22 protein-coding genes and 1 pseudogene are annotated in these 21,603 nt (G+C 69.1%); 11 read left to right on the top strand and 12 right to left on the bottom strand.

The features are described from left to right. The 5 genes and pseudogenes from ACYQ8K_RS27950 to ACYQ8K_RS27930 form a co-directional block, all read left to right on the top strand. Positions 1–328 (top strand): DUF4190 domain-containing protein (locus ACYQ8K_RS27950; protein ID WP_459974287.1); only part of this gene is annotated, 328 nt, incomplete at its 5' end. A gap of 71 nt (positions 329–399) precedes the next feature. Further along, a complete protein-coding gene (locus ACYQ8K_RS27945; RefSeq protein ID WP_459974286.1) occupies positions 400–1,707 on the top strand; it encodes a magnesium transporter MgtE N-terminal domain-containing protein in 1,308 nt (435 codons plus the stop codon). After that, positions 1,704–2,246, top strand: coding sequence for a DUF1003 domain-containing protein (locus tag ACYQ8K_RS27940; RefSeq protein WP_459974284.1), 543 nt, complete (start codon positions 1,704–1,706; stop codon positions 2,244–2,246). Before ACYQ8K_RS27945 ends, ACYQ8K_RS27940 begins: the two co-directional genes overlap by 4 nt. A gap of 104 nt (positions 2,247–2,350) precedes the next feature. After that, positions 2,351–3,653: pseudogene (locus ACYQ8K_RS27935) on the top strand (lytic transglycosylase domain-containing protein). A gap of 56 nt (positions 3,654–3,709) precedes the next feature. Further along, positions 3,710–4,867 (top strand): Mrp/NBP35 family ATP-binding protein, encoded by a 1,158-nt coding sequence (locus tag ACYQ8K_RS27930; RefSeq protein WP_459974282.1) that lies wholly within the window; start codon positions 3,710–3,712, stop codon positions 4,865–4,867. Positions 4,868–4,900: 33 nt separating this feature from the next. Here ACYQ8K_RS27930 and tatB read toward each other — a convergent pair whose 3' ends face one another. The 4 genes from tatB to sigE form a co-directional block, all read right to left on the bottom strand. Beyond that, positions 4,901–5,317 carry a Sec-independent protein translocase protein TatB gene (gene tatB / locus ACYQ8K_RS27925; RefSeq protein ID WP_459974281.1) on the bottom strand — a complete coding sequence of 139 codons (417 nt, stop codon included), beginning with the start codon at positions 5,315–5,317 and terminating at the stop codon, positions 4,901–4,903. Beyond that, positions 5,317–6,828, bottom strand: a complete 1,512-nt coding sequence (gene htrA, locus ACYQ8K_RS27920; protein WP_459974279.1) for a serine protease HtrA — start codon at positions 6,826–6,828, stop codon at positions 5,317–5,319. The genes tatB and htrA overlap by 1 nt, the downstream gene beginning before the upstream one ends. A gap of 145 nt (positions 6,829–6,973) precedes the next feature. Further along, entirely contained in the window at positions 6,974–7,369 is a 396-nt protein-coding gene (rseA, locus tag ACYQ8K_RS27915; protein ID WP_459974277.1) for an anti-sigma E factor RseA, read from the bottom strand. A 130-nt stretch (positions 7,370–7,499) separates the two neighbouring features. After that, positions 7,500–8,255, bottom strand: a complete 756-nt coding sequence (gene sigE / locus ACYQ8K_RS27910; RefSeq protein ID WP_459974275.1) for an RNA polymerase sigma factor SigE — start codon at positions 8,253–8,255, stop codon at positions 7,500–7,502. A 201-nt stretch (positions 8,256–8,456) separates the two neighbouring features. On the opposite strand from sigE, the gene ACYQ8K_RS27905 reads away from it, so the two are divergent. From ACYQ8K_RS27905 to ACYQ8K_RS27885, 5 genes are all read left to right on the top strand, one after another. After that, positions 8,457–9,125, top strand: a complete 669-nt coding sequence (locus ACYQ8K_RS27905; RefSeq protein ID WP_459974273.1) for an O-methyltransferase — start codon at positions 8,457–8,459, stop codon at positions 9,123–9,125. Between the two features lie 126 nt (positions 9,126–9,251). Then, entirely contained in the window at positions 9,252–9,890 is a 639-nt protein-coding gene (locus ACYQ8K_RS27900) for a TetR family transcriptional regulator (RefSeq protein WP_459974271.1), read from the top strand. Continuing rightward, the gene (locus tag ACYQ8K_RS27895; protein WP_459974269.1) at positions 9,880–10,833 is read left to right on the top strand and encodes an ABC transporter ATP-binding protein; all 954 of its coding nucleotides are present in this window, start codon (positions 9,880–9,882) and stop codon (positions 10,831–10,833) included. The genes ACYQ8K_RS27900 and ACYQ8K_RS27895 overlap by 11 nt, the downstream gene beginning before the upstream one ends. Beyond that, positions 10,830–12,473 carry an ABC transporter permease gene (locus tag ACYQ8K_RS27890; RefSeq protein WP_459974268.1) on the top strand — a complete coding sequence of 548 codons (1,644 nt, stop codon included), beginning with the start codon at positions 10,830–10,832 and terminating at the stop codon, positions 12,471–12,473. The genes ACYQ8K_RS27895 and ACYQ8K_RS27890 overlap by 4 nt, the downstream gene beginning before the upstream one ends. Before the next feature lie 7 nt (positions 12,474–12,480). After that, positions 12,481–13,155 carry a methyltransferase family protein gene (locus ACYQ8K_RS27885; RefSeq protein ID WP_459974266.1) on the top strand — a complete coding sequence of 225 codons (675 nt, stop codon included), beginning with the start codon at positions 12,481–12,483 and terminating at the stop codon, positions 13,153–13,155. A 334-nt stretch (positions 13,156–13,489) separates the two neighbouring features. Here the strand turns inward: ACYQ8K_RS27885 and glgC are convergent, their stop codons facing one another. Beyond that, positions 13,490–14,704: a glucose-1-phosphate adenylyltransferase gene (glgC, locus tag ACYQ8K_RS27880; protein ID WP_459974264.1), complete on the bottom strand. Its 1,215-nt coding sequence runs from the start codon at positions 14,702–14,704 to the stop codon at positions 13,490–13,492. A 158-nt stretch (positions 14,705–14,862) separates the two neighbouring features. On the opposite strand from glgC, the gene glgA reads away from it, so the two are divergent. Continuing rightward, positions 14,863–16,026: a glycogen synthase gene (gene glgA, locus ACYQ8K_RS27875; RefSeq protein WP_459974262.1), complete on the top strand. Its 1,164-nt coding sequence runs from the start codon at positions 14,863–14,865 to the stop codon at positions 16,024–16,026. A 29-nt stretch (positions 16,027–16,055) separates the two neighbouring features. On the opposite strand, the gene ACYQ8K_RS27870 is transcribed toward glgA, so the two are convergent. From ACYQ8K_RS27870 to ACYQ8K_RS27840, 7 genes are all read right to left on the bottom strand, one after another. Then, complete coding sequence (locus ACYQ8K_RS27870; protein WP_003878471.1) at positions 16,056–16,229, bottom strand: DUF3117 domain-containing protein; 174 nt, start codon at positions 16,227–16,229, stop codon at positions 16,056–16,058. Positions 16,230–16,395: 166 nt separating this feature from the next. Next, positions 16,396–16,977, bottom strand: coding sequence for a DNA-3-methyladenine glycosylase I (locus ACYQ8K_RS27865; RefSeq protein ID WP_459974260.1), 582 nt, complete (start codon positions 16,975–16,977; stop codon positions 16,396–16,398). Further along, the gene (locus ACYQ8K_RS27860; RefSeq protein ID WP_459974259.1) at positions 16,974–17,333 is read right to left on the bottom strand and encodes a DivIVA domain-containing protein; all 360 of its coding nucleotides are present in this window, start codon (positions 17,331–17,333) and stop codon (positions 16,974–16,976) included. Before ACYQ8K_RS27860 ends, ACYQ8K_RS27865 begins: the two co-directional genes overlap by 4 nt. A 59-nt stretch (positions 17,334–17,392) precedes the next feature. Then, entirely contained in the window at positions 17,393–18,409 is a 1,017-nt protein-coding gene (locus ACYQ8K_RS27855; protein ID WP_459974257.1) for a glucosyl-3-phosphoglycerate synthase, read from the bottom strand. After that, positions 18,406–19,230, bottom strand: a complete 825-nt coding sequence (gene folP, locus ACYQ8K_RS27850) for a dihydropteroate synthase (RefSeq protein ID WP_459974289.1) — start codon at positions 19,228–19,230, stop codon at positions 18,406–18,408. The genes ACYQ8K_RS27855 and folP overlap by 4 nt, the downstream gene beginning before the upstream one ends. A gap of 105 nt (positions 19,231–19,335) precedes the next feature. Next, the gene (gene fadD6, locus ACYQ8K_RS27845; RefSeq protein WP_459974255.1) at positions 19,336–21,114 is read right to left on the bottom strand and encodes a long-chain-acyl-CoA synthetase FadD6; all 1,779 of its coding nucleotides are present in this window, start codon (positions 21,112–21,114) and stop codon (positions 19,336–19,338) included. Positions 21,115–21,188: 74 nt separating this feature from the next. Then, on the bottom strand, positions 21,189–21,603 hold a 415-nt coding region (locus ACYQ8K_RS27840; RefSeq protein ID WP_459974253.1), incomplete at its 5' end, for an LOG family protein.

Genomic DNA, 21,603 nt, shown 5'->3' with positions numbered 1-21,603 from the left:
CCCCTACGGCGGCCCGCCGACCTACGGGCCGCCCGCCTATCCGGGCGGTTACTACCCGACGCCGGATTACCGGGGCGGTTACGGACCCGCCGGACCCCACCAGGCCGGGACGAACGGGCTGGCGATCGCCTCGCTGATCGCGGCCTTCACCGGCCTGCTGTGCGGCATCGGTTCGATCGTGGGCATCGTGCTGGGCGCGATCGCCCTGGATCAGATCAAGCGGACTCGCCAGGACGGCTTCGGCCTTGCGGTGGCCGGCATCGTCATCGGAATCGCCACGCTGGTGGTGATTTTGGTGATCGTGATCTTCAGGCTGCACTCGCTGTAGCGCGTCCCTACCAGCGCGGCCCGGCCCGGGCTGTCAGCCATCCGGCCGACGGCTGCTTAGGCTCTACATCCATGGGATCGGTCAACAGGGTGTACATCGCGCGGCTGGCGCGGATGTTGGTGTTGGGTCCGCTCGGCGAATCCGTGGGCCGAGTGCGTGATGTCGTGATCAGCATCAGCATCGTGCGCCAGCAACCGCGCGTGCTCGGCCTGGTCGTCGACCTGGCGACGCGGCGCAGCATCTTCATCCCGATCCTGCGGGTCGCCTCCATCGAGCCCAACGCGGTGACGCTGAGCACCGGCAGCGTGTCCCTGCGTCATTTCGTGCAGCGGCCCGGCGAGGTGCTGGCGATAGGCCAGGTGCTCGACACGCAGGTCGAGGTGAAGGACCCCGATCTGCCGGAGCTGGCAGGCCTCGACGTGGTCGTGACGGACCTCGGGATCGAACAGACCCGGACCCGGGACTGGATGGTCACCAGGGTCGCCGTCCGCGTGCCGAGGCGGCTCGGGCGACGTGGCCCCGTCCACGTCGTCGACTGGCAGAACGTGCAGGGCCTGACCCCGTCGGCACTGTCATTGCCGGGCCAGGGCGTGGCCCAACTGCTGGACCAGTTCGAGGGCCGCAGGGCGGTCGACGTGGCCGACGCCATCCGCGGGCTGCCGGTCAAGCGGCGCTACGAGGTGCTCAAGGCGCTCGACGATGACCGACTGGCCGACGTGTTGCAGGAGCTGCCCGAATTGGATCAGGCCGACGTGCTCTCCCAGCTGGGCACCGAACGCTCCGCCGACGTGCTCGAGGAGATGGATCCCGACGACGCGGCCGACCTGCTCGGTGTGCTGAATCCGACCGACGCCGAGATGCTGCTGACCCGGATGGACCCCGATGACTCCGAGCCGGTGCGCAGGCTGCTCGCGCACTCCCCCGACACCGCCGGCGGCTTGATGACCTCGGACCCCGTGGTGCTGACTCCCGACACATCGGTTGCCGAGGCGCTGGCCCGGGCTCGCGACCCCGAACTAACCACGGCGCTGTCGTCCATGGTGTTCGTGGCGCGGCCGCCGACCGCCACCCCCACCGGCCACTACCTGGGCTGCGTGCCGCTGCAACGGCTGCTGCGTGAACCGCCGTCGGCGTTGGTCGGCGGGATCGTCGACAGCGACCTGTTGACATTGACGCCGGAGACCCCGCTCGGTGCGGTCACTCGCTACCTGGCCGCCTACAACTTGGTGTGCGGACCCGTGGTCGACGACCAGAATCATCTGCTCGGCGCGGTAACGGTGGACGACCTCCTCGATCACCTGCTCCCGCACGACTGGCGGGTGGACATGCAGGAGTTCGACGCCGCCGGCCGGATCAACGGACTGGGAGGATCCGAGTGAGCAAATCCTCGGCCCCGCGGGGCCTGTACACCCCGCGGACGTCGCGCAGGTATTCACCGCGGCTGGACCCCGAGGCCGTCGGGCAGATCACCGAGTCGATCGCGCGCTTCTTCGGTACCGGCCGCTATCTGCTGATCCAGACCATCGTCGTGTTCGTCTGGATCGCGCTGAACTTGTTCGCGGTGGGACTGCGCTGGGACCCCTATCCGTTCATCCTGCTGAACCTGGCCTTCTCCACCCAGGCCGCCTACGCGGCGCCGCTGATCCTGCTCGCCCAGAACCGCCAGGAGAACCGCGACCGAGTCGCGCTGGAGCAAGACCGTCGTCGCGCCGCCGAAACCAAGGCGGACACCGAGTACCTGGCGCGCGAACTGGCCGCGTTGCGACTGGCCGTCGGCGAGGGCGTGACCCGTGAATACCTCCGTCACGAGCTCGATGACCTGCGCGAACTACTGACCAACCTGCTGCCCGAAACCGTGGACGTCGACCCGGTTGCGGGCGGCGACGGCCTGGAGCGGACGGCTAAGAAATCCAGGTGAGAACCGTTTGGACCATTGCGCCACTCGTGTCACAAGAGTTATGTATGGTGATCTGGTTCACCGAGCTAACGAAAGTAAGCCCAGCTCACACCTAGGACGGTCGAGTGCGCATTGGGGGAAGCCGGGGTGAGAGCCCCGCCGCCGCGACTGAGCGGCAGCGAGCACTTCGGAACACGCGCAAGCCGATTTTCGGCATAGCAATGATTACTCCACTGGTCTTCGCGGGGGCGGTCAGCGCGGCGGCCCCTACGCTTCCGGTGCGAATGCCCTCGCGGCATGCCGCCGTCACCCCGGTGGCCGCGGTCTCGCCGACCTTCCCCGACCTCACCGGGCCGGCCGTCGTCGGGATCGACCGCAGCCCGACCGTCTTTCACGTCGCCGAGCCCGCCTTGTCGGCTCCGCCGCCGGCGATGATCGTCAATGCGCCCGGCGCCCTGGGCATCCCGAGCATCGCGCTGGCCGCATACCGCAGCGCTGAGCAGAAGATGGCCGTCGCCGCCCCGGGCTGTGGCGTCAGCTGGAACCTGCTGGCCGGCATCGGACGCATCGAATCCGGCCACGCCGGCGGCGGCGCCGTCGACGCCCGCGGCACCGCCATCAACCCGATCTACGGCCCGTCGCTGGACGGCACGCTGCCCGGCAACGAGACGATCATCCAGAGCAGCGCCGGCAACCGCGTCACCTACGCCCGCGCGATGGGACCGATGCAGTTCCTGCCGGGGACGTGGGCGCGCTACGCCTCCGACGGCAAGGGCGACGGCGTGGCGGACCCGCAGAACATCTTCGACGCCACCCTGGCCGCCGCCCGCTACCTGTGCAGCGGCGGGCTCAACCTGCGTGATCAGTCGCAGGTCTTGACCGCGATCCTGCGCTACAACAACTCGATGCCGTACGCGCAGAACGTGCTGGGCTGGGCCGCGGCCTACGCCACCGGTGTGGTGCCGGTCGACCTGCCGCCGATGACCGGGCCGCCGCCGCCGCTGGGCGACGCCCACCTCGAGCACCCCGAGGGGCTCGGCCCCAACCTGCCGATGAACATCAACGGCCTGCCGCTGGACGACCCGCTGGCGCGCGTTCCGTTGATCGACCTGAGCAGCCCGGCGCTGGTCAGCCCCCCGCCGATGTTCCCGTGGATGACGCCCACGCCCCAACAGGCGCCGGCCCAGATTCCCGGTTGCACGGTGATCTGCATCAGCTCGCAGGGCAGCCCGCCCGCGGGCCCGACGCCGCCGTTCGCGCCCCCGGCACAGCTCGCGCCCCCGGCACAGCTCGCGCCCCCGGCACCGCCGTTCGGCGCCCCCGGCTTCCGGACCCTCGCAGGCCGCACCGGCGCCCAAGCCCGCCGGCCCGTCGGGCGCGGCACCCGGCGCGCCCAAGCCGAAGCCGGCGGGACCCGGCCCGGCCTGACCGCCTCGCGGGTCACCGCATAACGGCGCCGTCACGCACGCCTACACTCGGCGGTGATGTCTCGCCATGACTCTTCCGATTCAGCAGCCGACCTGAGCGCGGCTATCCGCACCGCCCTGGGCAAGGTGATCGACCCCGAACTGCGGCGTCCGATCACCGAACTCGGGATGGTCAAGAGCATCGACACCGAGCCCGACGGCGCGGTGCACGTCGCGATCTACCTGACCACCGCCAGCTGCCCGAAGAAAACCGAGATCAGCGACCGCGTCAGCCAGGCGGTCGCCGACGTCCCGGGCACCGGCGCGGTCAAGGTCACGCTGGACGTGATGAACGACGAGCAGCGCACCGAGCTACGCAAGCAGCTGCGCGGCGACGCCCGCGAGCCCATTATCCCGTTCGCACAACCGAATTCGCTGACCCGGGTCTACGCCGTCGCGTCCGGCAAGGGCGGTGTCGGCAAGTCCACCGTCACGGTCAACCTGGCGGCGGCGATGGCGGCCCGCGGCCTGTCGGTCGGTGTGCTGGACGCCGATATCCACGGGCACTCCATCCCCCGGATGATGGGCACCACCGACCGGCCCACCCAGGTCGAGTCGATGATCCTGCCGCCCATCGCGCACGACGTCCGGGTCATTTCGATCGCCCAGTTCACCGAGGGCAACACCCCGGTGGTGTGGCGCGGGCCGATGCTGCACCGCGCGCTGCAGCAGTTCCTGGCCGACGTCTACTGGGGCGACCTGGACGTGCTGCTGCTCGACCTGCCCCCGGGGACCGGCGACATCGCCATTTCGGTGGCGCAGCTGATTCCGAACGCGGAGATCCTGGTGGTGACGACGCCGCAGCTGGCCGCGGCCGAGGTCGCCGAGCGAGCGGGCAGCATCGCGCTGCAGACCCGCCAGCGCGTCGTCGGCGTCGTGGAGAACATGTCCGGGCTCACCCTGCCCGACGGCTCCACGCTGCAGGTCTTCGGTGAGGGCGGTGGCCAGCAGGTGGCCGAGCGGCTCTCCCGGGCGGTCGGCGCCGACGTGCCGCTGCTGGGGCAGATTCCGCTGGATCCCGAGCTGGTGGCCGCGGGCGACTCCGGCACCCCGCTGGTGCTGAGCGCGCCCGACTCGCCGGTGGGCAAGGCGCTGCGCGGGGTGGCCGACAGCTTGTCGTCGCGCAAGCGCGGGCTCGCCGGCGTATCGCTGGGGCTCGACCCGACCCGGCGCTGACGCACGAGGGGCCCTACCGGCCGTTGATGGCGCTCAGGTCGCGTCGGTGTCGAACGGCGTGTGACCGCTGCCCTGCTGCTCGGCAGCCAGCGCCTGGCCGTTCGCGGCGGGCGGCGCCGGGCGCGGGGTCTGCGGCGGCGCGCCGTTCGCCGGTTTGTCGAAGGCTCCGGTCAGGAAGGAGTCGTCGCCGTCCAGCAGGTGCTTGGTCAGCGCCGCGCGCGGTGTCATGCCACGTAGCTTCTGCAGTTCGCTCAGCGGGACGCGCAGATCGTCGAACTCCGGCCCGAGATCCTCGCGCAGCTGGCTGCTCACACCGCTGAGGTAGTCACGCGCCTGGCGCAAGGCGTTGGACGTCCACCGGATGGCACCCGGCAGCCGCTCGGGCCCGAGGACCACCAGCCCGACCACGACGAGGACGAGCATGTGCTCCCAGCTCAGGCTGCCGAACATCAGGTGTCGGGGTCTGGTTTGACGGTCAGTGTGACGTGGCGGCCGTCGCGGACGACCTCGATCGGCGAGTCCTGGCCGATGGTCAACTGCCGCACCGCGACGACGAACTCGTCGGCGTCGGCGACCTTACGGTTGCCGACCTTGACGACGACGTCGTTCTCCAGCACTCCGCCCTTCTGCGCGGGGCTGCCCGCCTTCACGTTGGCCACCTGGGCGCCGGACGCGATCGCATTGCTCACCGAGCGGGTGCTGACCCCCAGCGTCGGGTGCACGATCTTGCCGTCCTTGATCAGCGTCTGGGCGACCTGCTTGGCCTCGTTGATCGGGATCGCGAAGCCGAGCCCACTTGCGCTGTCGGACAACGACTTACCGGCCGTGTCGATGCCGATCACCTGGGAATCCATGTCGATCAGCGGACCGCCGGAGTTTCCGTGGTTGATCGAGGCGTCGGTCTGCAGCGCGTCGATCACCGTGTCGGTGTCCGAGCCCTCCCCCGACAGCGGCACCGGCCGGTGCAGCGCGCTGATGATGCCGTGTGTCACGGTGCTGCGCAGGCCCAGCGGCGCACCTGCGGCCAAGACCTCGTCACCCACCCGCACCTTGTCGGAGTCGCCGAGGCGCGCCACCGACAGGTTGTCGACGTTGTCGACCTTCAGCACGGCCAGGTCGGTCTTGGGGTCGCGGCCCACCAGGTTCGCCGGCACCTCCTTGCCGTCGTTGAACACCACCGTCGTCTTGAACTGGCTGGGATTGTTCGCCGCCTCGGAGATGACGTGGTTGTTGGTGACGATGTAGCCGCGGCCATCGATGACGACGCCGGAGCCCTGCATGCCTTCCTGGTCGCTCTTGGACTCGATGGTCACCACCGCACCCGCAGTCGCGGCCGCCACCTTGGCGAAGCGGCCGGCCGGGCCTTCGCCGTTGCCGTTGGTCGACAGCGTCACCTTCGAGGTGGTGAACGCCTCGGCGACCTCGGCCGTCTTGCGACCGATCACGCCACCGAGCATTCCGATGACCAGGGCGATCAGCAGCAGGATCAGCAACGCCAGGTACGAGACCTTGCCGCCGAACAACACGTCGCGCACGCCCAGTTTGCCGCCGTAGCCCAGCGTGGTCCCGGACCGCGACGGCGCCACCGCCGGCGTGCCCAGCGCCGCGGCGGCCCCCGGGTCTCGCCAGGGATCGTCTTGGCCGTCGGGCTCCAGACCGTTCTTCTCGGCGGCCAGCGCGTTGGCATCCACCGGGTGGCGCTGCAGCGAGTCGGGACTGCCGTCGGGCCGGTGGAACGCCTCCTGCAGCACGGGGTCGGCCGGCCGGTTGCTCGGCCGGAACTCGGCCTGGTCCCGGTACTTCTGGGGACGGACCCGCTCGGCCACGAACGATCCGCGCAGCCCGTCGGGACGACCGAACTCCCGAGTCGAAGCGGGGTCGACCGGCGGACGCGAGATGGGGCGCGGCGCCAATCGGTTGCCGCTGTCTTTTGCTTGGTCGTAGCCTTGGTCGGAGGTCACGTTATCCCTTTTGGATCCTCTACTTGAGCGCTCAAGACAGGCCTTTACCGGGTGAAATACGCGGCACCGGCGTTGTCCGTGTCCACCCTAGTATCCATGGCGCGCGGTCGGTCGGCGTGAACGCGCGTGTGGGGCGGGCTGGACGCTACCGGCGCTTGCGCCGCTCACGTCCGTCACGGTCGACGAAGCGGTCGGATGCCTGCGCGGAGGAGTCGTCGGGCGACTCGTAGGGAATGTCGGCGAGCATGCCGAGCAGCGTGCTGGGGATGCGGATGGGGCGCGAGTCGCGCAGCGCCGCGCGCGCCCTGCTCTGGTCCTCGACCTCGTCCGCACACTGGGCGCACAACGACAGATGGTGCGCGGCCCGCAGGTGCGCGTTCATCCGGAGCTCGCCGTCGACGAACGCGGCGATCGCTTCGACGGACAGGTGCTCGGTGGACCCGAACTGGCGCGGTGCGCCGATGGGCGCGTCGCTCTGGGAGGCGAACTGAGCGGGGAGCCAGGAGAACGCGCGGCGGAACACATGTCCACGATCGGGCATCACCAACTCCTCGCCATTCAATTTCTTATTGCCGCCTTATTCGAATGTAGCGCGAGAGGGCGCGAGATACCGAGGCTAAGGCCGCAAAGCCGCTGAATAGCTGCCCGAACGTTAGGCGGGCGGGCGGTGGTTACGCCGACTTGGCGCGCGCGGCGTCGTGGTCGGGGTGCGCGGCAAGGTAGTCGCGCAACGCCTGGCGGCCGCGGTGGATGCGGCTGCGCACGGTGCCCAGTTTGACGCCCAGCGTGGCACCGATCTCCTCGTAGGACAGGCCTTCGATGTCGCACAGCACGACGGCGGCACGGAATTCCGGCGGCAACGAATCGAGCGCGGCCTGCAGGTCTGGGCCCAGACGCGAATCGTGGTAGATCTGCTCGGGGTTGGGCTCGTCGGCGGGCACCCGCTCGTAGTCCTCGGGCAGCGCCTCCATCCGGATGCGCGAGCGCCGCCGCACCATGTCGAGGAACAGGTTCGTGGTGATGCGGTGCAACCACCCTTCGAACGTTCCCGGCTGGTAGTTCTGCACCGACCGGAAGACCCGGATGAAGGTCTCCTGGGTGAGGTCCTCGGCGTCGTGCTGATTGCCGGAGAGCCGGTAGGCCAGCCGGTACACCCGGTCGGCGTGCTGACGCACCAACTCGTCCCAGGACGGCATGGCCGCCTTGTCGCCAGTCGCGTCGAACACCGCGGTCCCTTGCAGCGCGTCGGACGGCTCCACCCACTCGTCGGTGGGGAGGTCCTGCGCATGAGACATGCTGGACGGGCTGAGAAGCGTGGTGATGATCAAATCCTCCGAATCCGGCGCGCCGAGAAGCGGCACTTCGTCACTGGCGGTAACAGGTAGTTCCCATTCGGTATTCCCGGTCCAACGCCCTCCGCGATCCATAGGGCTACCGTCGCGTACCGGAGTATGTGCGGTATATGAACAATCTGAGCTGACCCTGAGAAACCGTATCGTTACCTGCGCTGTGCAGGAGATATCCATCGGGCAGTGACCTTAAACGCATCGGGACCGTTGGGCGTGTCACCCCGATCCGATTCAGGCGCGCCTGTCGGACTGCGCGCCGAAGTGGAATACGCTGCGGGCATGGACGGCACCGACGCAGAAGCCCCCGGCCAGGCAGCGCCCAGCCGGGCCGAATCGCTCTTCGCGCACGCCGAAAGCTCGATATCGGAGGACGCGCTGTTGGCGGCCGCGCGCGAGCGGGCCGTGGACATCGGCGCCGGCGCGGTGACACCGGCGGTCGGCGCGCTGCTGAGCCTGCTGACCAAGCTGAGTGGCGGCAAGGCCATCGCCGAAGTCGGCACCGGAGCGGGCGTCAGCGGGCTGTGGCTGTTGTCCGGCATGAGCGACGACGGCGTCTTGACGACCATCGACATCGAGCCCGAATACCTGCGGCTTGCCAAGCAGGCGTTCACCGAGGCCGGCATCGGCCCGTCGCGCACCCGGCTGATCGGCGGCCGCGCCCAGGAGGTGCTCACCCGGCTCGCCGACGAGTCCTACGACCTGGTGTTCATCGACGCCGACCCGATCGATCAGCCGGACTACGTCGTCGAGGGCGTGCGGCTGCTGCGCCCCGGTGGCGTGATCGTGGTGCATCGCGCCGCGCTGGGCGGGCGGGCCGGCGACCCGGCCGCCCGCGACGCCGAGGTGGTCGCGGTCCGGGAGGCGGCGCGCCTGATCGCCGAGGACGAGCGCCTCACCCCGGCGCTGGTACCGCTCGGCGACGGCATCCTGGCCGCCGTCCGCGACTGATCCGCCGAACCTTTTATCTCCCACCGCTTCGGCGTCGAGCACGCGTTTGGCGCGTCGCCATCTTTATGAATTCTTGACGCGCGCCGTCCTTGACCGTGGACTGAACATGCGTTTAGCGTACTGAACATGCGTTCAGCCGACTTGACCGCAGCCGCCCGGATCCGAGACGCGGCCATCGAACAGTTCGGCGAGCACGGGTTCGGCGTCGGGCTGCGCGCCATCGCCGAAGCGGCCGGCGTCAGTGCCGCGCTGGTCATCCACCACTTCGGCTCCAAGGACGGATTGCGCAAGGCGTGCGAGGACTACATCGCCGAGACGATCCGCGGCAGTAAGTCAGAGGCGCTGCAATCCAACGACCCGGCCACCTGGTTCGCCCAGATGGCCGAGATCGAGGAGTACGCGCCGCTGATGGCCTATTTGGTGCGCAGCATGCAGGCGGGCGGCGAACTGGCAAACATGCTGTGGCGCAGGATGATCGACAACGCCGAGGAATACATGGAAGAGGGCGTGCGCGCCGGGACCATCAAGCCCAGCCGCGACCCCAAGGCCAGGGCCAGGTATCTGGCCATCACCGGTGGCGGCGGCTTCCTGCTCTACATCCAAATGCACGAAACGCCAACGGATCTGCGAGCGGTGCTGCGCGACTACTCGCGTGAGATGGTGTTGCCCGCGCTCGAGGTCTACACCGAGGGCCTGCTGACCGACCGGACCATGTACGACGCATTCCTGGCAGCTGACGATCAAGGAGAATCTGATGCCAACTGAAAACGCCACCGGTGTCGCACCCATCGAGATCCGCGGGCTCACCAAAAATTTCGGTGTGGTGCGGGCGCTGGACGGCCTGGACCTCACGGTGCGGGAAGGCGAAGTCCACGGGTTCCTCGGGCCCAACGGCGCCGGGAAGTCGACGACCATCCGCATCCTGCTTGGCCTGGTCAAGGCCGACGGCGGCAGCGTGCGGCTGCTCGGCGGCGACCCCTGGACCCAGGCCGTCGCCCTGCATCGCCAAATCGCCTACGTCCCAGGCGATGTCACCCTGTGGCCGTCGCTGACCGGCGGCGAGACCATCGACCTGCTGGCCCGCATGCGGGGCGGCATCGACAAGAAGCGCCGCGCCGAGCTGATCGAGCGCTTCGACCTGGACCCGCACAAGAAGGCGCGCACCTACTCCAAGGGCAACCGCCAGAAGGTGTCGCTGATCTCGGCGTTCTCGTCGCACGCCAGGCTGCTGCTGCTGGACGAGCCGAGCAGCGGCCTGGACCCGTTGATGGAGAACGTGTTTCAACAGTGTGTGGCACAGGCCCGCGACCGGGGCACCACGGTGTTGTTGTCCAGCCACATCCTGGCCGAGACGGAAGCGTTGTGCGAGCGGGTGACGATCATCCGCGCCGGCAAGACCATCGAAAGCGGTTCGTTGAACTCCATGCGGCACCTGAGCCGCACCTCGATCAAGGCCGAAATGATCGGTGATCCAGGCGATCTCAGGCACATCAAGGGCGTCGAGGACGTCACCGTCGAGGGCAACACGCTGCGCGCCCAGGTCGACAGCGAGAGCCTGGGTGAGCTCATCCGCGTCCTGGGCGACGCCGGGGTGCGCAGCCTGGTCAGCCAGCCGCCGACCCTCGAAGAGCTTTTCCTGCGCCACTACGACACGTCCGGCGGTGACGGTCGGCACGGACGCGACGAGGCGAAGGTCTCGCTGTCATGAGCACGACCACAATCGACCGGCCCTTCCCCTCGGCATCGGCTGCGCCACTGGAGAGTTCGAACTTCTCCGGAACGCTCGCGATGCTGCGGCTCTATCTGCGCCGCGACCGCGTGTCGATGCCGCTGTGGGTGCTGCTGCTGTCGGTGCCATTGGCCACGGTGTATGTCGGCAGCATCGAAAAGGTCTACCCCACCGCGCCCGCCCGCGCCGGGTTCGTGGCCTCCATCATGGCCAGCCCGGCCCAGCGCGCCCTCTACGGCCAGGTGTACAACGACAGCCTTGGCGCCGTGGGCATTTGGAAAGCCGGAATGTTCCACGTGCTCATCGCGGTGGCCGTCATCCTCACGGTGATCCGGCATACCCGCGCCGACGAGGAGAACGGTCGAACCGAGTTGGTGGACTCGACCGCGATCGGCCGCTACGCCAGCCTGAGCGCGGCGCTGCTGCTGTCGTTCGGGGCATCGATCGCCACCGGCGCGATCGGTGCGGTCGGCCTGTTGAGCACCGACGTGCCGGCCGGCGGGTCGCTGGCCTTCGGGGCGGCGCTGGCCTGCTCCGGCCTGGTGTTCACCGCCGTCGCCGCGGTGACCGCGCAGCTGTCGCCGAGTGCCCGGTTCGCCCGCGGTGCCGCATTCGCCGTCCTGGGCGCCGCGTTCACCCTGCGCGCCGTCGGCGACGCCGGTGACGGCACGCTCTCGTGGCTCTCCCCGCTGGGATGGTCGCTGCAGGTCAAACCGTATGCGGGCGACCGCTGGTGGGTGCTGGTGCTGCACCTGGTGACGACGGCCGTGTTGACCGTGCTGGCGTATCGGTTGCTCGCCGGCCGCGACGTCGGCGCCGGGCTGATCGCGGAGCGGCCCGGCCCCGCCGCCGCCGCGCCCGCGCTGGGCAACGTGTTCGGGCTGACGTGGCGGCTGGACCGCGCCGCGCTGCTGCTGTGGACGGTGGGGTTGTGCCTGTACGGCCTGCTGATCGGCAGCGTGGTGCACGGCATCGGCGACGAGCTGGGCGACAGCGGCGTGGCGCGCGACATCGTCGCACGGATGGGCGGCACCAGCGCCCTCGAGGAGGCGTTCATCGCCGTCGCGTTTTCCATGATGGGCATGGTGGCCGCCGCGTTCGCCGTCTCGCTCACGTTGCGGCTCCACCAGGAGGAGTCGAGCCAGCGAGCCGAAACGGTGCTGGCCGGCGCGGTGTCGCGAACCCGCTGGCTGACAAGCCATTTGGTGGCCGCACTCGCCGGATCCGCGGCGGCGATGCTGGCCAGCGGCCTGACCGCCGGTGTCGTCTACGGCGTCGCGGCCGGCGATGTCGGCGCCACGCTGCCGATGGTCGTTGCCAGCGCGGCCGTCCAACTGCCGGCCGTGTGGCTGCTGTCGGCCGTAACGGTCTGCGTGTTCGGCCTTGCGCCGCGCCGGACGCCGGTGGCCTGGGGCGTGCTGATCGGCTTCGTCGCCCTGTACCTGATCGGGTCGTTGGCCGGTTTCTCGCAGTGGCTGCTCGACCTGGAACCCTTCGCACACATCCCGCGGATCGGCACAGATTTCACCGTCGTACCGCTGTTATGGCTACTGGCGGTAGACGTAGGGTTGGTGGTTCTGGGCGCCATAGCTTTTCGGCGCCGCGATCTCCGCGGCTAGGAGGGTGATGAAAACCGGGATCAGAATCACGGCGACATCGCTCTGGGGCATTCTCTCCTGGATTTTGATCCTCCTGCTGCCGGCCGGCACCCTGCACTACTGGCAGGCGTGGGTCTTCATCGCCGTGTTCACGGTGGCGACCATCGTGCCCGCCGTCTACCTGGCCCGCGCCAATCCCGCGGCCCTGCAGCGGCGCATGCGCGCCGGCCCACGGGCGGAACCCCGGAAGGCTCAGAAGTTCATCATCGCCGGGTCGTTTTTCGGCCTGTTCGCGACGATGGTGTTCAGCGCGCTCGATCATCGGTTCGGCTGGTCGTCTGTACCGCCCTGGCTGTCGGTGCTGGGCGACGTTCTGGTGGCGACGGGCCTCGGCATCGCCATGCTGGTGATCGTCCAGAACAGCTATGCCGGCGCCACGGTCACGGTGGAGAGCGGCCAGACGGTCGTGTCCACCGGCCTCTACACATTCGTGCGCCATCCGATGTACGTCGGCAATGTGATCATGATGATCGGCATTCCCCTGGCGCTCGGCTCGTACTGGGGGTTGCTCTTCATCGTCCCGGGCACCGTGGGACTGTTACTGCGCATCCTCGATGAGGAAAAGCTGCTCCTTCACGAACTGCCCGGATACCGCGAATACGCCGACCGTGTGCATTACCGGCTGGTGCCTTTCCTCTGGTAGCCCACCCGACCCGCCGCTTAGGGTATTGGCGCGCCGCACCATCGGCCGCCGACCCTGGACCGCCCGTGGCGGCGCCCCGGCACGCTGCGTATGCGGCCGGGTGCGCGAGGACCGCGACGCCGTCACCGCGGTGCGCGACGAGGCCGAATGGCCGCTCACCCGCACGCGTTGGCGCCCAATGCATCTGGGCGATACCGGCACGCTGACGGCCGGGCAGCCCGCGGCCTTCGGCCGCATCTTGTTCGGAACACGTTCCGGTGCAGCATCTTTCGCGTGGATCGTCCCCGGGGACGTCGGGCTGACCGGCCCGATGGTGGCCCGGCCGGGGGTTGGGCTAGATCCAGACGCCCTTGCCCACGGCGACGACGCCGCCGGCGCTGATCGCGAAGCGCTCGCGATCCTTTTCCAGATCCACGCCCACCATCTCGCCCGGCCCGACGACGACGTTCTTGTCCAGGATCGCGTGGCGCACCACCGCGCCGCGGCCGACGCGGGCGCCGGGCATGATCACGCTGCCCTCCACGATCGCGCCGTCGTCGACCACCACGTTGGACGAGAGCACCGAGTTGCGCACCGAGGCCGCCGAGATGATGCTGCCCGCGCCCACCACCGACTCCTGCGCGGAACCGCCGTTGACGAACTTGGCCGGCGCCAGGTTCTCCGACTCGCCGCGGATCGGCCAGCGCTTGTTGTACAGGTTGAACACCGGATGCACCGACACCAGATCCATGTGGGCGTCGTAAAACGCGTCCAGCGTTCCGACGTCGCGCCAGTACGCACGGTCACGGTCGGTGGCGCCGGGCACCTCGTTGTCGCTGAAGTCGTAGACGGCGGCCATCCCGTCGTCGACCAGGCGCGGGATGATGTCACCGCCCATGTCGTGATCGGAATGGTCGTCGTCGGCGTCCGCGCGGATCGCATCGATGAGCACCTTGGTGGTGAAGATGTAGTTGCCCATCGACACGAACGTCTGCTCGGGGTCGTCCGGAGTGCCCGGCGGATCCAGTGGCTTCTCCACGAATTTACGGATGCGGCCCGAGTCGTCGGAGTCGATGCAGCCGAAAGCGGTGGCTTCGCTGCGGGGCACCCGGATACCGGCCACCGTCGCGCCCGCGCCGCTGTCGATGTGGAACCGGACCATCTGCTCGGGGTCCATCCGGTACACGTGGTCGGCACCGAAAACCACGATGTAGTCGGGGTCTTCGTCGTAGATCAGGTTGAGCGACTGGTAGATCGCGTCGGCGGAGCCGGTGTACCAGCGCGGGCCGAGGCGCTGCTGGGCGGGCACCGGGGTGATGTACTCGCCGGCCAGGCCGGACAGCCGCCAGTTCTGCGAGATGTGACGGTCCAGTGAATGCGACTTGTACTGGGTGAGAACGCAGATGCGCAGATACCGGGCGTTGACGAGGTTGGACAGGACGAAGTCGATCAGTCGGTAGGCGCCCCCGAAGGGAACCGCGGGCTTGGCGCGGTCCGCGGTCAGCGGATACAGCCGCTTGCCCTCACCGCCGGCCAGGACGATGCCCAGCACATGTGGCGCTTCCCTCATGCTGTCAAACCTATCGGCCGTTGCGAAGGGCTGCCAGGGGGAAGGGTGATTGTCGGCGTTCTGTGGGGCTGTCCGTCAAGGTATTTGGTCGCGCACGCCGCGAAGATTGTGGCGAACCCGACTCGCGGCGGGGCCCGTCGCCGAACTACCGTTCGGGTATGCGGGTGGCGATGATGACGCGGGAGTACCCACCGGAGGTCTACGGCGGAGCGGGAGTACACGTCACCGAGCTCGTCGCCCAGCTGCGCCGGTTGTGCACGGTCGACGTGCATTGCATGGGCGCACCCCGCCCCGGTGCCCAGGTGCACGAGCCCGACCCGCGGCTGCAGGGCGCCAACGCGGCAATGTCGACACTGTCGGCCGACCTGATGATGGCCAACGCGGCGTCCGAAGCCAGCGTCGTGCATTCACACACCTGGTACACCGGCATGGCCGGGCATCTGGCCGCGCTGCTCTACGGCGTCCCGCACGTGTTGACCGCGCATTCGCTCGAGCCGCTGCGCCCGTGGAAGGCCGAGCAACTCGGCGGAGGCTACCGGATCTCGAGCTGGGTCGAGCAGACCGCCGTGCTGGCCGCGGACGCCGTCATCGCGGTCAGCTCCGCGATGCGCGAGGACGTCCTGCGGGTCTATCCCACGCTGGATCCCAGCGCGGTGCATGTCATCCGCAACGGCGTCGACACCGACGTCTGGTACCCGGCGGGGCCGGTGCAGAGCGGATCGATGCTGACCGAACTCGGCGTCGACCCGGCCCGGCCCATCGTGGTGTTCGTGGGCCGGATCACGCGGCAGAAGGGGCTGGCGCACCTGGTGGCCGCCGCCCACCGGTTCAGCCCGGAGGCGCAGGTGGTGTTGTGCGCCGGCGCCCCCGACACCCCGGAGATCGCCGAGGAGATCCGCGACGCCGTGGCCGCGCTGTCGAACAGCCGCACCGGGGTGTTCTGGATCCGGGAGATGCTGCCCATCGGAGAGCTACGCGAAATCCTTTCGGCGGCATCGGTTTTCGTATGCCCGTCGGTGTACGAACCGTTGGGTATCGTGAATTTGGAGGCGATGGCCTGCTCGACGGCGGTGGTGGCGTCCGATGTCGGCGGCATCCCGGAGGTGGTCGCCGACGGGATCACCGGGACACTCGTGCATTACGACCCCCGCGACGCGCAGGGCTATCAGACCGGATTGGCCGAAGCGGTCAACGAGCTGATCGCCGACCGCGACAAAGCGCAGCGCTACGGCAGGGCGGGACGCCAGCGCTGCGTCGAAGATTTCTCCTGGGCCCACGTCGCCGAGCAGACCCTGGAGATCTATCGGAAGGTGTGTGCGTAGCGCCGCCGACATCCGTTCGGCGGCAAGCCCTAGCTGGAGCTCGTAACGCCCTTGAGTTCGTCACCGAGGGCAGCCGCTTCGTCGGGCGTCAGCTCGACGACCAGTCGACCGCCTCCCTCAAGTGGTACCCGCATCACGATGCCGCGCCCCTCCTTGGTTGCTTCCAGAGGACCGTCTCCGGTCCGGGGCTTCATCGCCGCCATCGAGTGCTCCCTCCAGGTTCGAGCTGGCCCGCCCGTGCGGACCTGGTCGGCACCGAGCATGCCCCGCCAGCGAACTTCAAGCCATGCCCGGCATCGAACTGCTTTATCACCCCTCCATTGTTCCCTATCCAGGTCATCACTTGTACAAAGACCCACAACTGTGTGTTCAGCGGGCGGTGGCGGGCACCCAGCAACCGCGAATATGGTCGTCGACCATGCCGGTCGCCTGCATCAGCGCATAGGCGGTGGTCGGGCCGACGAAGCGGAAACCGCGCCGCTTGAGTTCGCGGGCCATGGCCTTCGATTCGTCAGTGGCCGAGGGGATTTGGGACGGGTCCGCCGGCCGGGACCGCGGCGGCGGCGCAAACGACCACAACAGGTCCGAAAGGTCCGCCGGAGTGCCCAGTTCGGCGGCGGCCCGCGCGTTGGCGATCGTCGACTCAATCTTGGCGCGGTTGCGCACGATTCCCTGGTCCGCCATCAACCGGTGCACGTCGGCGTCGGTGTACTCGGCGACCGCGGCGATGTCGAATCGGGCGAACGCTCGCCGGAAGTTCTCCCGTTTCCGCAGGATGATCAGCCACGACAGGCCGCTTTGAAAGGCCTCCAGGCTCATCCGCTCGAACAGCGCGACCCCGTCGCGCACGGGTTGGCCCCATTCGCGGTCGTGGTAGTCGCGATAGAGATCGAAATCGGGCCCGGGCCGCACGGTCGCCCAGCTGCAGCGAACCAGCTCGTCGTCACTCACACTGAGTCCTGACGATCCTCACCGTCGTCTGGTTCCCCGGGCTGGTCCTCGGCCTCTTGCCCGGCGGCCGGCGCGGCGTGCACGGCGGCCAGCTGGCCGCGCAGCGCCTCGAGCTCGCGCGCAAGCCGATCCAGCACCCAGTCCACCTCACTGGTCTTGTAACCGCGCAGCACCTGGGTGAACTTCACCGCGTCGACGTCGGAGCCGGTCACCCCGAACGCCGGTAGCACCGTGGCCGTCGTCCCGCGGGGCAGGGGCGGCAGCTGCTCGCCGCGACCGAACAACAGGCTGGCCGCGCCGAACAGGACGATCGCCACCAGCACCAGGACCACCAGGTACAGCAACACCAACGCCACGTGATCGATACTGCCCTATGCCGCCGACACGGCGACGTTCAGCGTGACCGGGCCGGGACCTAGCGGGGCCTGAGCACCTGCATCGGCGGCCGGTCCGCCAGCGACACCGGCGAGGTGCGCTGGGTGTAGCCCTGAAAGTCGGAGCCCTCGGGGCCGTCGGCGACGAACTGAGTCAGCCCGACGCCGGAATCCGGGATGCCGCAGCGCGACAGCAGGGTCGCGATGATCTGGCGGCTCATCACGCCCAGCTCGGCCAGCGGCCGGTTGCGGTGCGCGCGCACCCCGAGGTTGACCTGGGCGATCGCGTCCAGGCCCAGCCGGTCGAAGGCGTCGACCAGCAGGCCGATCTCCACGCCGTAGCCCGGCGCGAACGGCAGCGAGGTCAGCAGCTCCCTGCTGGCCGCGTACTCGCCGCCCAGCGGCTGCACCACGCAGCCCAGCTCCGGACGCAGCGCCGCAAGCAACGGCCGGGCCACCAGCTCGGTGACACGCCCGCCGCCGGTGGCGCTGACGTCGCCCCCGACGTCGCCGACGTCGCTGAGCTCGCTGCCCCGCAGGGGCCGTCGGTAAAAGCTTTTGACGAGGTGAATGCCGTCGCCGGTGAGCAGCGGGCCGACCAGCCACGGCACGAACATCGGGTGCGGGTCGATCAGGTCGGAGTCGACGAACACCACGATGTCGCCGCTGGTGGCCGCCAGCGATCGCCACAACGCCTCGCCCTTTCCGGGACGTATCGGCACCTCGGGCAGGGCCTGCTCGCGGCTGACGACGCGGGCGCCCGCGGCGACGGCCCGGATCTCGGTGTCGTCGGTGGAGCCCGAATCCAGCACGATCAGCTCGTCGACCAGCCCATCGACCAGCGGTGAGATGCTGTCGATCACCGACTCGATGGTTTCTTCCTCGTTGAGCGCCGGCAGCACCACCGAGATGGTCCGCCCCGCCTTCGCGGCTTCGAGTTCGGCGATCGTCCAGCCCGGACGGTTCCGCCTGGCGTCGGCCAGCCACACGTCTCCGGGGCGGGCGGCGAGCGCCCTGTCCTTGGCGACATCACCGGCGAACAGGTCCGATGCGGTCATGCCAGCCCCCTCACCGTGCGCGCCGGCGGGCGGGCTCCCCGGATCGAGGCCACCATTTCCAGCACGCGGCGGGTGGCCGCGACCTGGTGCACGCGGAACATGCGCGCACCCGCGGCGGCCGCCAGTGCGGTGGCGGCCAGCGTTCCCTCGAGCCGCTCGGTCAGTCCCACACCCAGAGTCTCCCCGACGAAGTCCTTGTTGCTCAAAGCCATGAGCACGGGCCACCCGGTGTTAACAAGATCGTCCACGTGGCGCAACAACAGCAGCCCGTGGAAGGTGTTCTTGCCGAAGTCGTGGGTGGGGTCGATCAGCACCCGGTCGCGGGCCACCCCGCACGCCACCGCCCGCTCGGCGGCCGTGGTGACCTGGGCGATGACGTCGTCGACCACGCCGCGGGTGGTGGTGCCGTAGTTCACCCGAAACGGGCGCGTGCGGGGCCTCGCGTTGCCGGTGTGCGAACACACCAGGCCCGCCCCGAACTCGGCGGCCACCTCCGGCAACGCCGGGTCGATGCCGCCCCAGGTGTCGTTGATCAGGTCCGCGCCGGCCGCGCAGGCCACCTTGGCGACCTCCGAACGCCAGGTGTCGGCGCTGATCAGCTGGTCGGGATAGGCGTCGCGCAGCCATTCGATGAACGGCACCAGCCGGGCGATCTCGGTGTCGGCATCGACGTCCTCACCGGGGCCGGCCTTGACGCCGCCGACGTCGATGACATCGGCGCCCTCGGCGACGGCCTGATGCACGGCCGCCCTGGCGGCCTCGTCGCTGAAGGTCGCGCCCCTGTCATAGAACGAGTCCGGGGTGCGGTTGATGATCGCCATGATCAGCGCGCGATCGCCTGCGACCGGGCGGCCGCACCAAGTTGACTGCACACGTACATGGTGCCCGGTCGCCGCCGCGCGCGCGGCCCGGGGACCGCCGTGGGCTCAGGGGCGTTTGCCCTCGGCCACCTCGCCGGGGTACTCGTCGTAGTAGGGCACGTAGCCCTCGTCGCGCCCGGCCAGCACGTACAGCGGGTCTTCCACGTCCGAGCCGTAGGCCTGCTCGCGCAGCTCCACCTTGCGGCTCTTGAAGGTCGTCGTCTGCTCGATCGACTCCACCACCCGCACGAACAGCGGCAGCGCATAGACGGGCAGCTGGTCGTACACGGACCGGGCCAGCGACCGCCCGTCGAACTCGGCGCCGCCGCGCAGTTTGACCGCGGCCATCCCGGCGCGGCCGCCGGTGCGCGGCACCTCGACCCCGAAGACCGTGCAGTCCTCGACGGAGTCGTCGGACGCCAGCGCCGCCTCGACCTGCGTGGTGGCCACGTTCTCGCCCTTCCACCGGAAGGTGTCGCCGAGCCGGTCGACGAACGCGGCGTGCCCCATGCCCTGCGGGCTCATCACGTCGCCGGTGTTGAACCAGCAGTCACCCTCACGAAAAGCGTTGCGCACCAACTTCTTTTCGCTGGACTCCTTATCGGTGTAGCCGTCGAACGGCTGCAGCCGGTTGACCGGGCTGAGCAACAAACCGGGCTCGCCGGCCGGAACCCGGCGGACCCGTCCGTTGTCGTCACGCAGCGGGGCGCCGGTATCGGGGTCGTATTCCACATAGGCCAGCGGCATCGGGAAGACGCCGGTGGAGCGGGGCACGTTGAAGACGTTGATGAACGCGGCGTTGCCCTCGCTGGAGGCGTAGAACTCGCAGACGCGGGCGATGCCGAATCGCTTGGTGAACTCGTCCCAGATCTCCGGGCGCAGCCCGTTCCCGGCGATCAGCCGCACCTTGTGTGCGCGGTCGGTCGGCTTGGCCGGCTGGTTGAGCAGGTACCGACACACCTCGCCGATGTAGATGAACGCGGTGGCATCGTTGGCGATCACCTCGTCCCAGAACTTCGACGCCGAGAACGACTTGCCCAGCGCCAGCGTCGCGCCCGAGTTGATCACCGACGACAGCGCCACCGTCAGCGCGTTGTTGTGGTACAGCGGCAGGCAGCAGTACAGCGTGTCGGAGCTCTTGAGCCGCAACCCGATCCCGCCGAACGCCGCGAGCGCCTTGAGCCACCGCAGGTGCGTCATGACGCTGGCCTTCGGGAATCCCGTTGTGCCCGAGGTGAAGATGTAGAACGCGGTGTCCCTGGCGTGCACGGCCGACGCCGAGGCGGGGTTGGTGGCCGGCGCGCTCACCGCGAACCGCTCCAGGTCCTCGACGGTCAGCGTCTCGGTGCTGCCCGAGCCGCCGCACTCGGCCACGGCGCTGACCAGATCGGTCTCGGCGATGAGCACCTTGGCGTCCAGCAGGCCGAGGCTGTGCGCGAGCACCTCGCCGCGCTGGTGGTAGTTGAGCATGCCGGCCACCGCGCCGCACTTGACCGCGGCCAGCATGGCCAGCACGGTGTTGGGCGAGTTGCGCAGCATGATGGCGACGACGTCGCCCTGGCCGACGCCGCGCGCGGCCAGCACGGCGGCGTACCGGTTGGCGGCCGCGTTGGCGTCGCGGTAGGTCAGCTGCTGATCGCCCATCCGCAGGAAGATCCGGTCGCCGTAGCGGGCGGCCCGCTCCTGGAACACCGTGCCGATCGATTTCTTGGAGCCCGGCTGGGCCAGCAGCCCGGTCATCGCGCCGCGCACGATCACCGGCAGGTCGGCCAGCACGGCCGGCGCCCGGAATGCGATGTCGGTCAGTTTGACCGCCGTGCGCGCTCCCCCGTCACGATCGGACACGTGATCCCCTCGATTCGTTTCCAAAGTCAAGCTCGGCGGTCAGCCTAATAGGGGTGGCAAACCCGTCGGCGGCCTCAGCCGGGTGCGCACGCTTCCAGCGCCGCACTCACCTTGTCGACCAGCATCAACCGGTCCATCGCCACCTGCGAGATGTAACCGCTGTCCAGCAATGTGCACAACCACGTCCACAACCCTTCGTAGTGACCGAAGGGATCCAGCAACACGATGGGTTTGTCGTGCAGACCGAGGAACGCCGTCGTCCATGCGTCGAGCAACTCGTCGAGGGTGCCGATGCCACCGGGCAGCGCGATGAACGCATCGGCACGGTCTTCCATGGCCTGCTTGCGCTCGTGCATGGTGTCGCTGACGATCAGCTCGTCGGCGTCCGCGTCGGCGATCTCGCGGCGCATCAGGATCTTGGGGATGACGCCCACCGTGCGGCCGCCGCGGGCGCGCGCCGCGCTCGCCACCGCCCCCATCGCCGAGACC

It is taken from the genome of Mycobacterium sp. MUNTM1 (assembly GCF_054660795.1).
The sequence above is the reverse complement of the archived record's forward strand: the minus strand, read 5'-3'. Positions and strand labels throughout refer to the sequence as shown.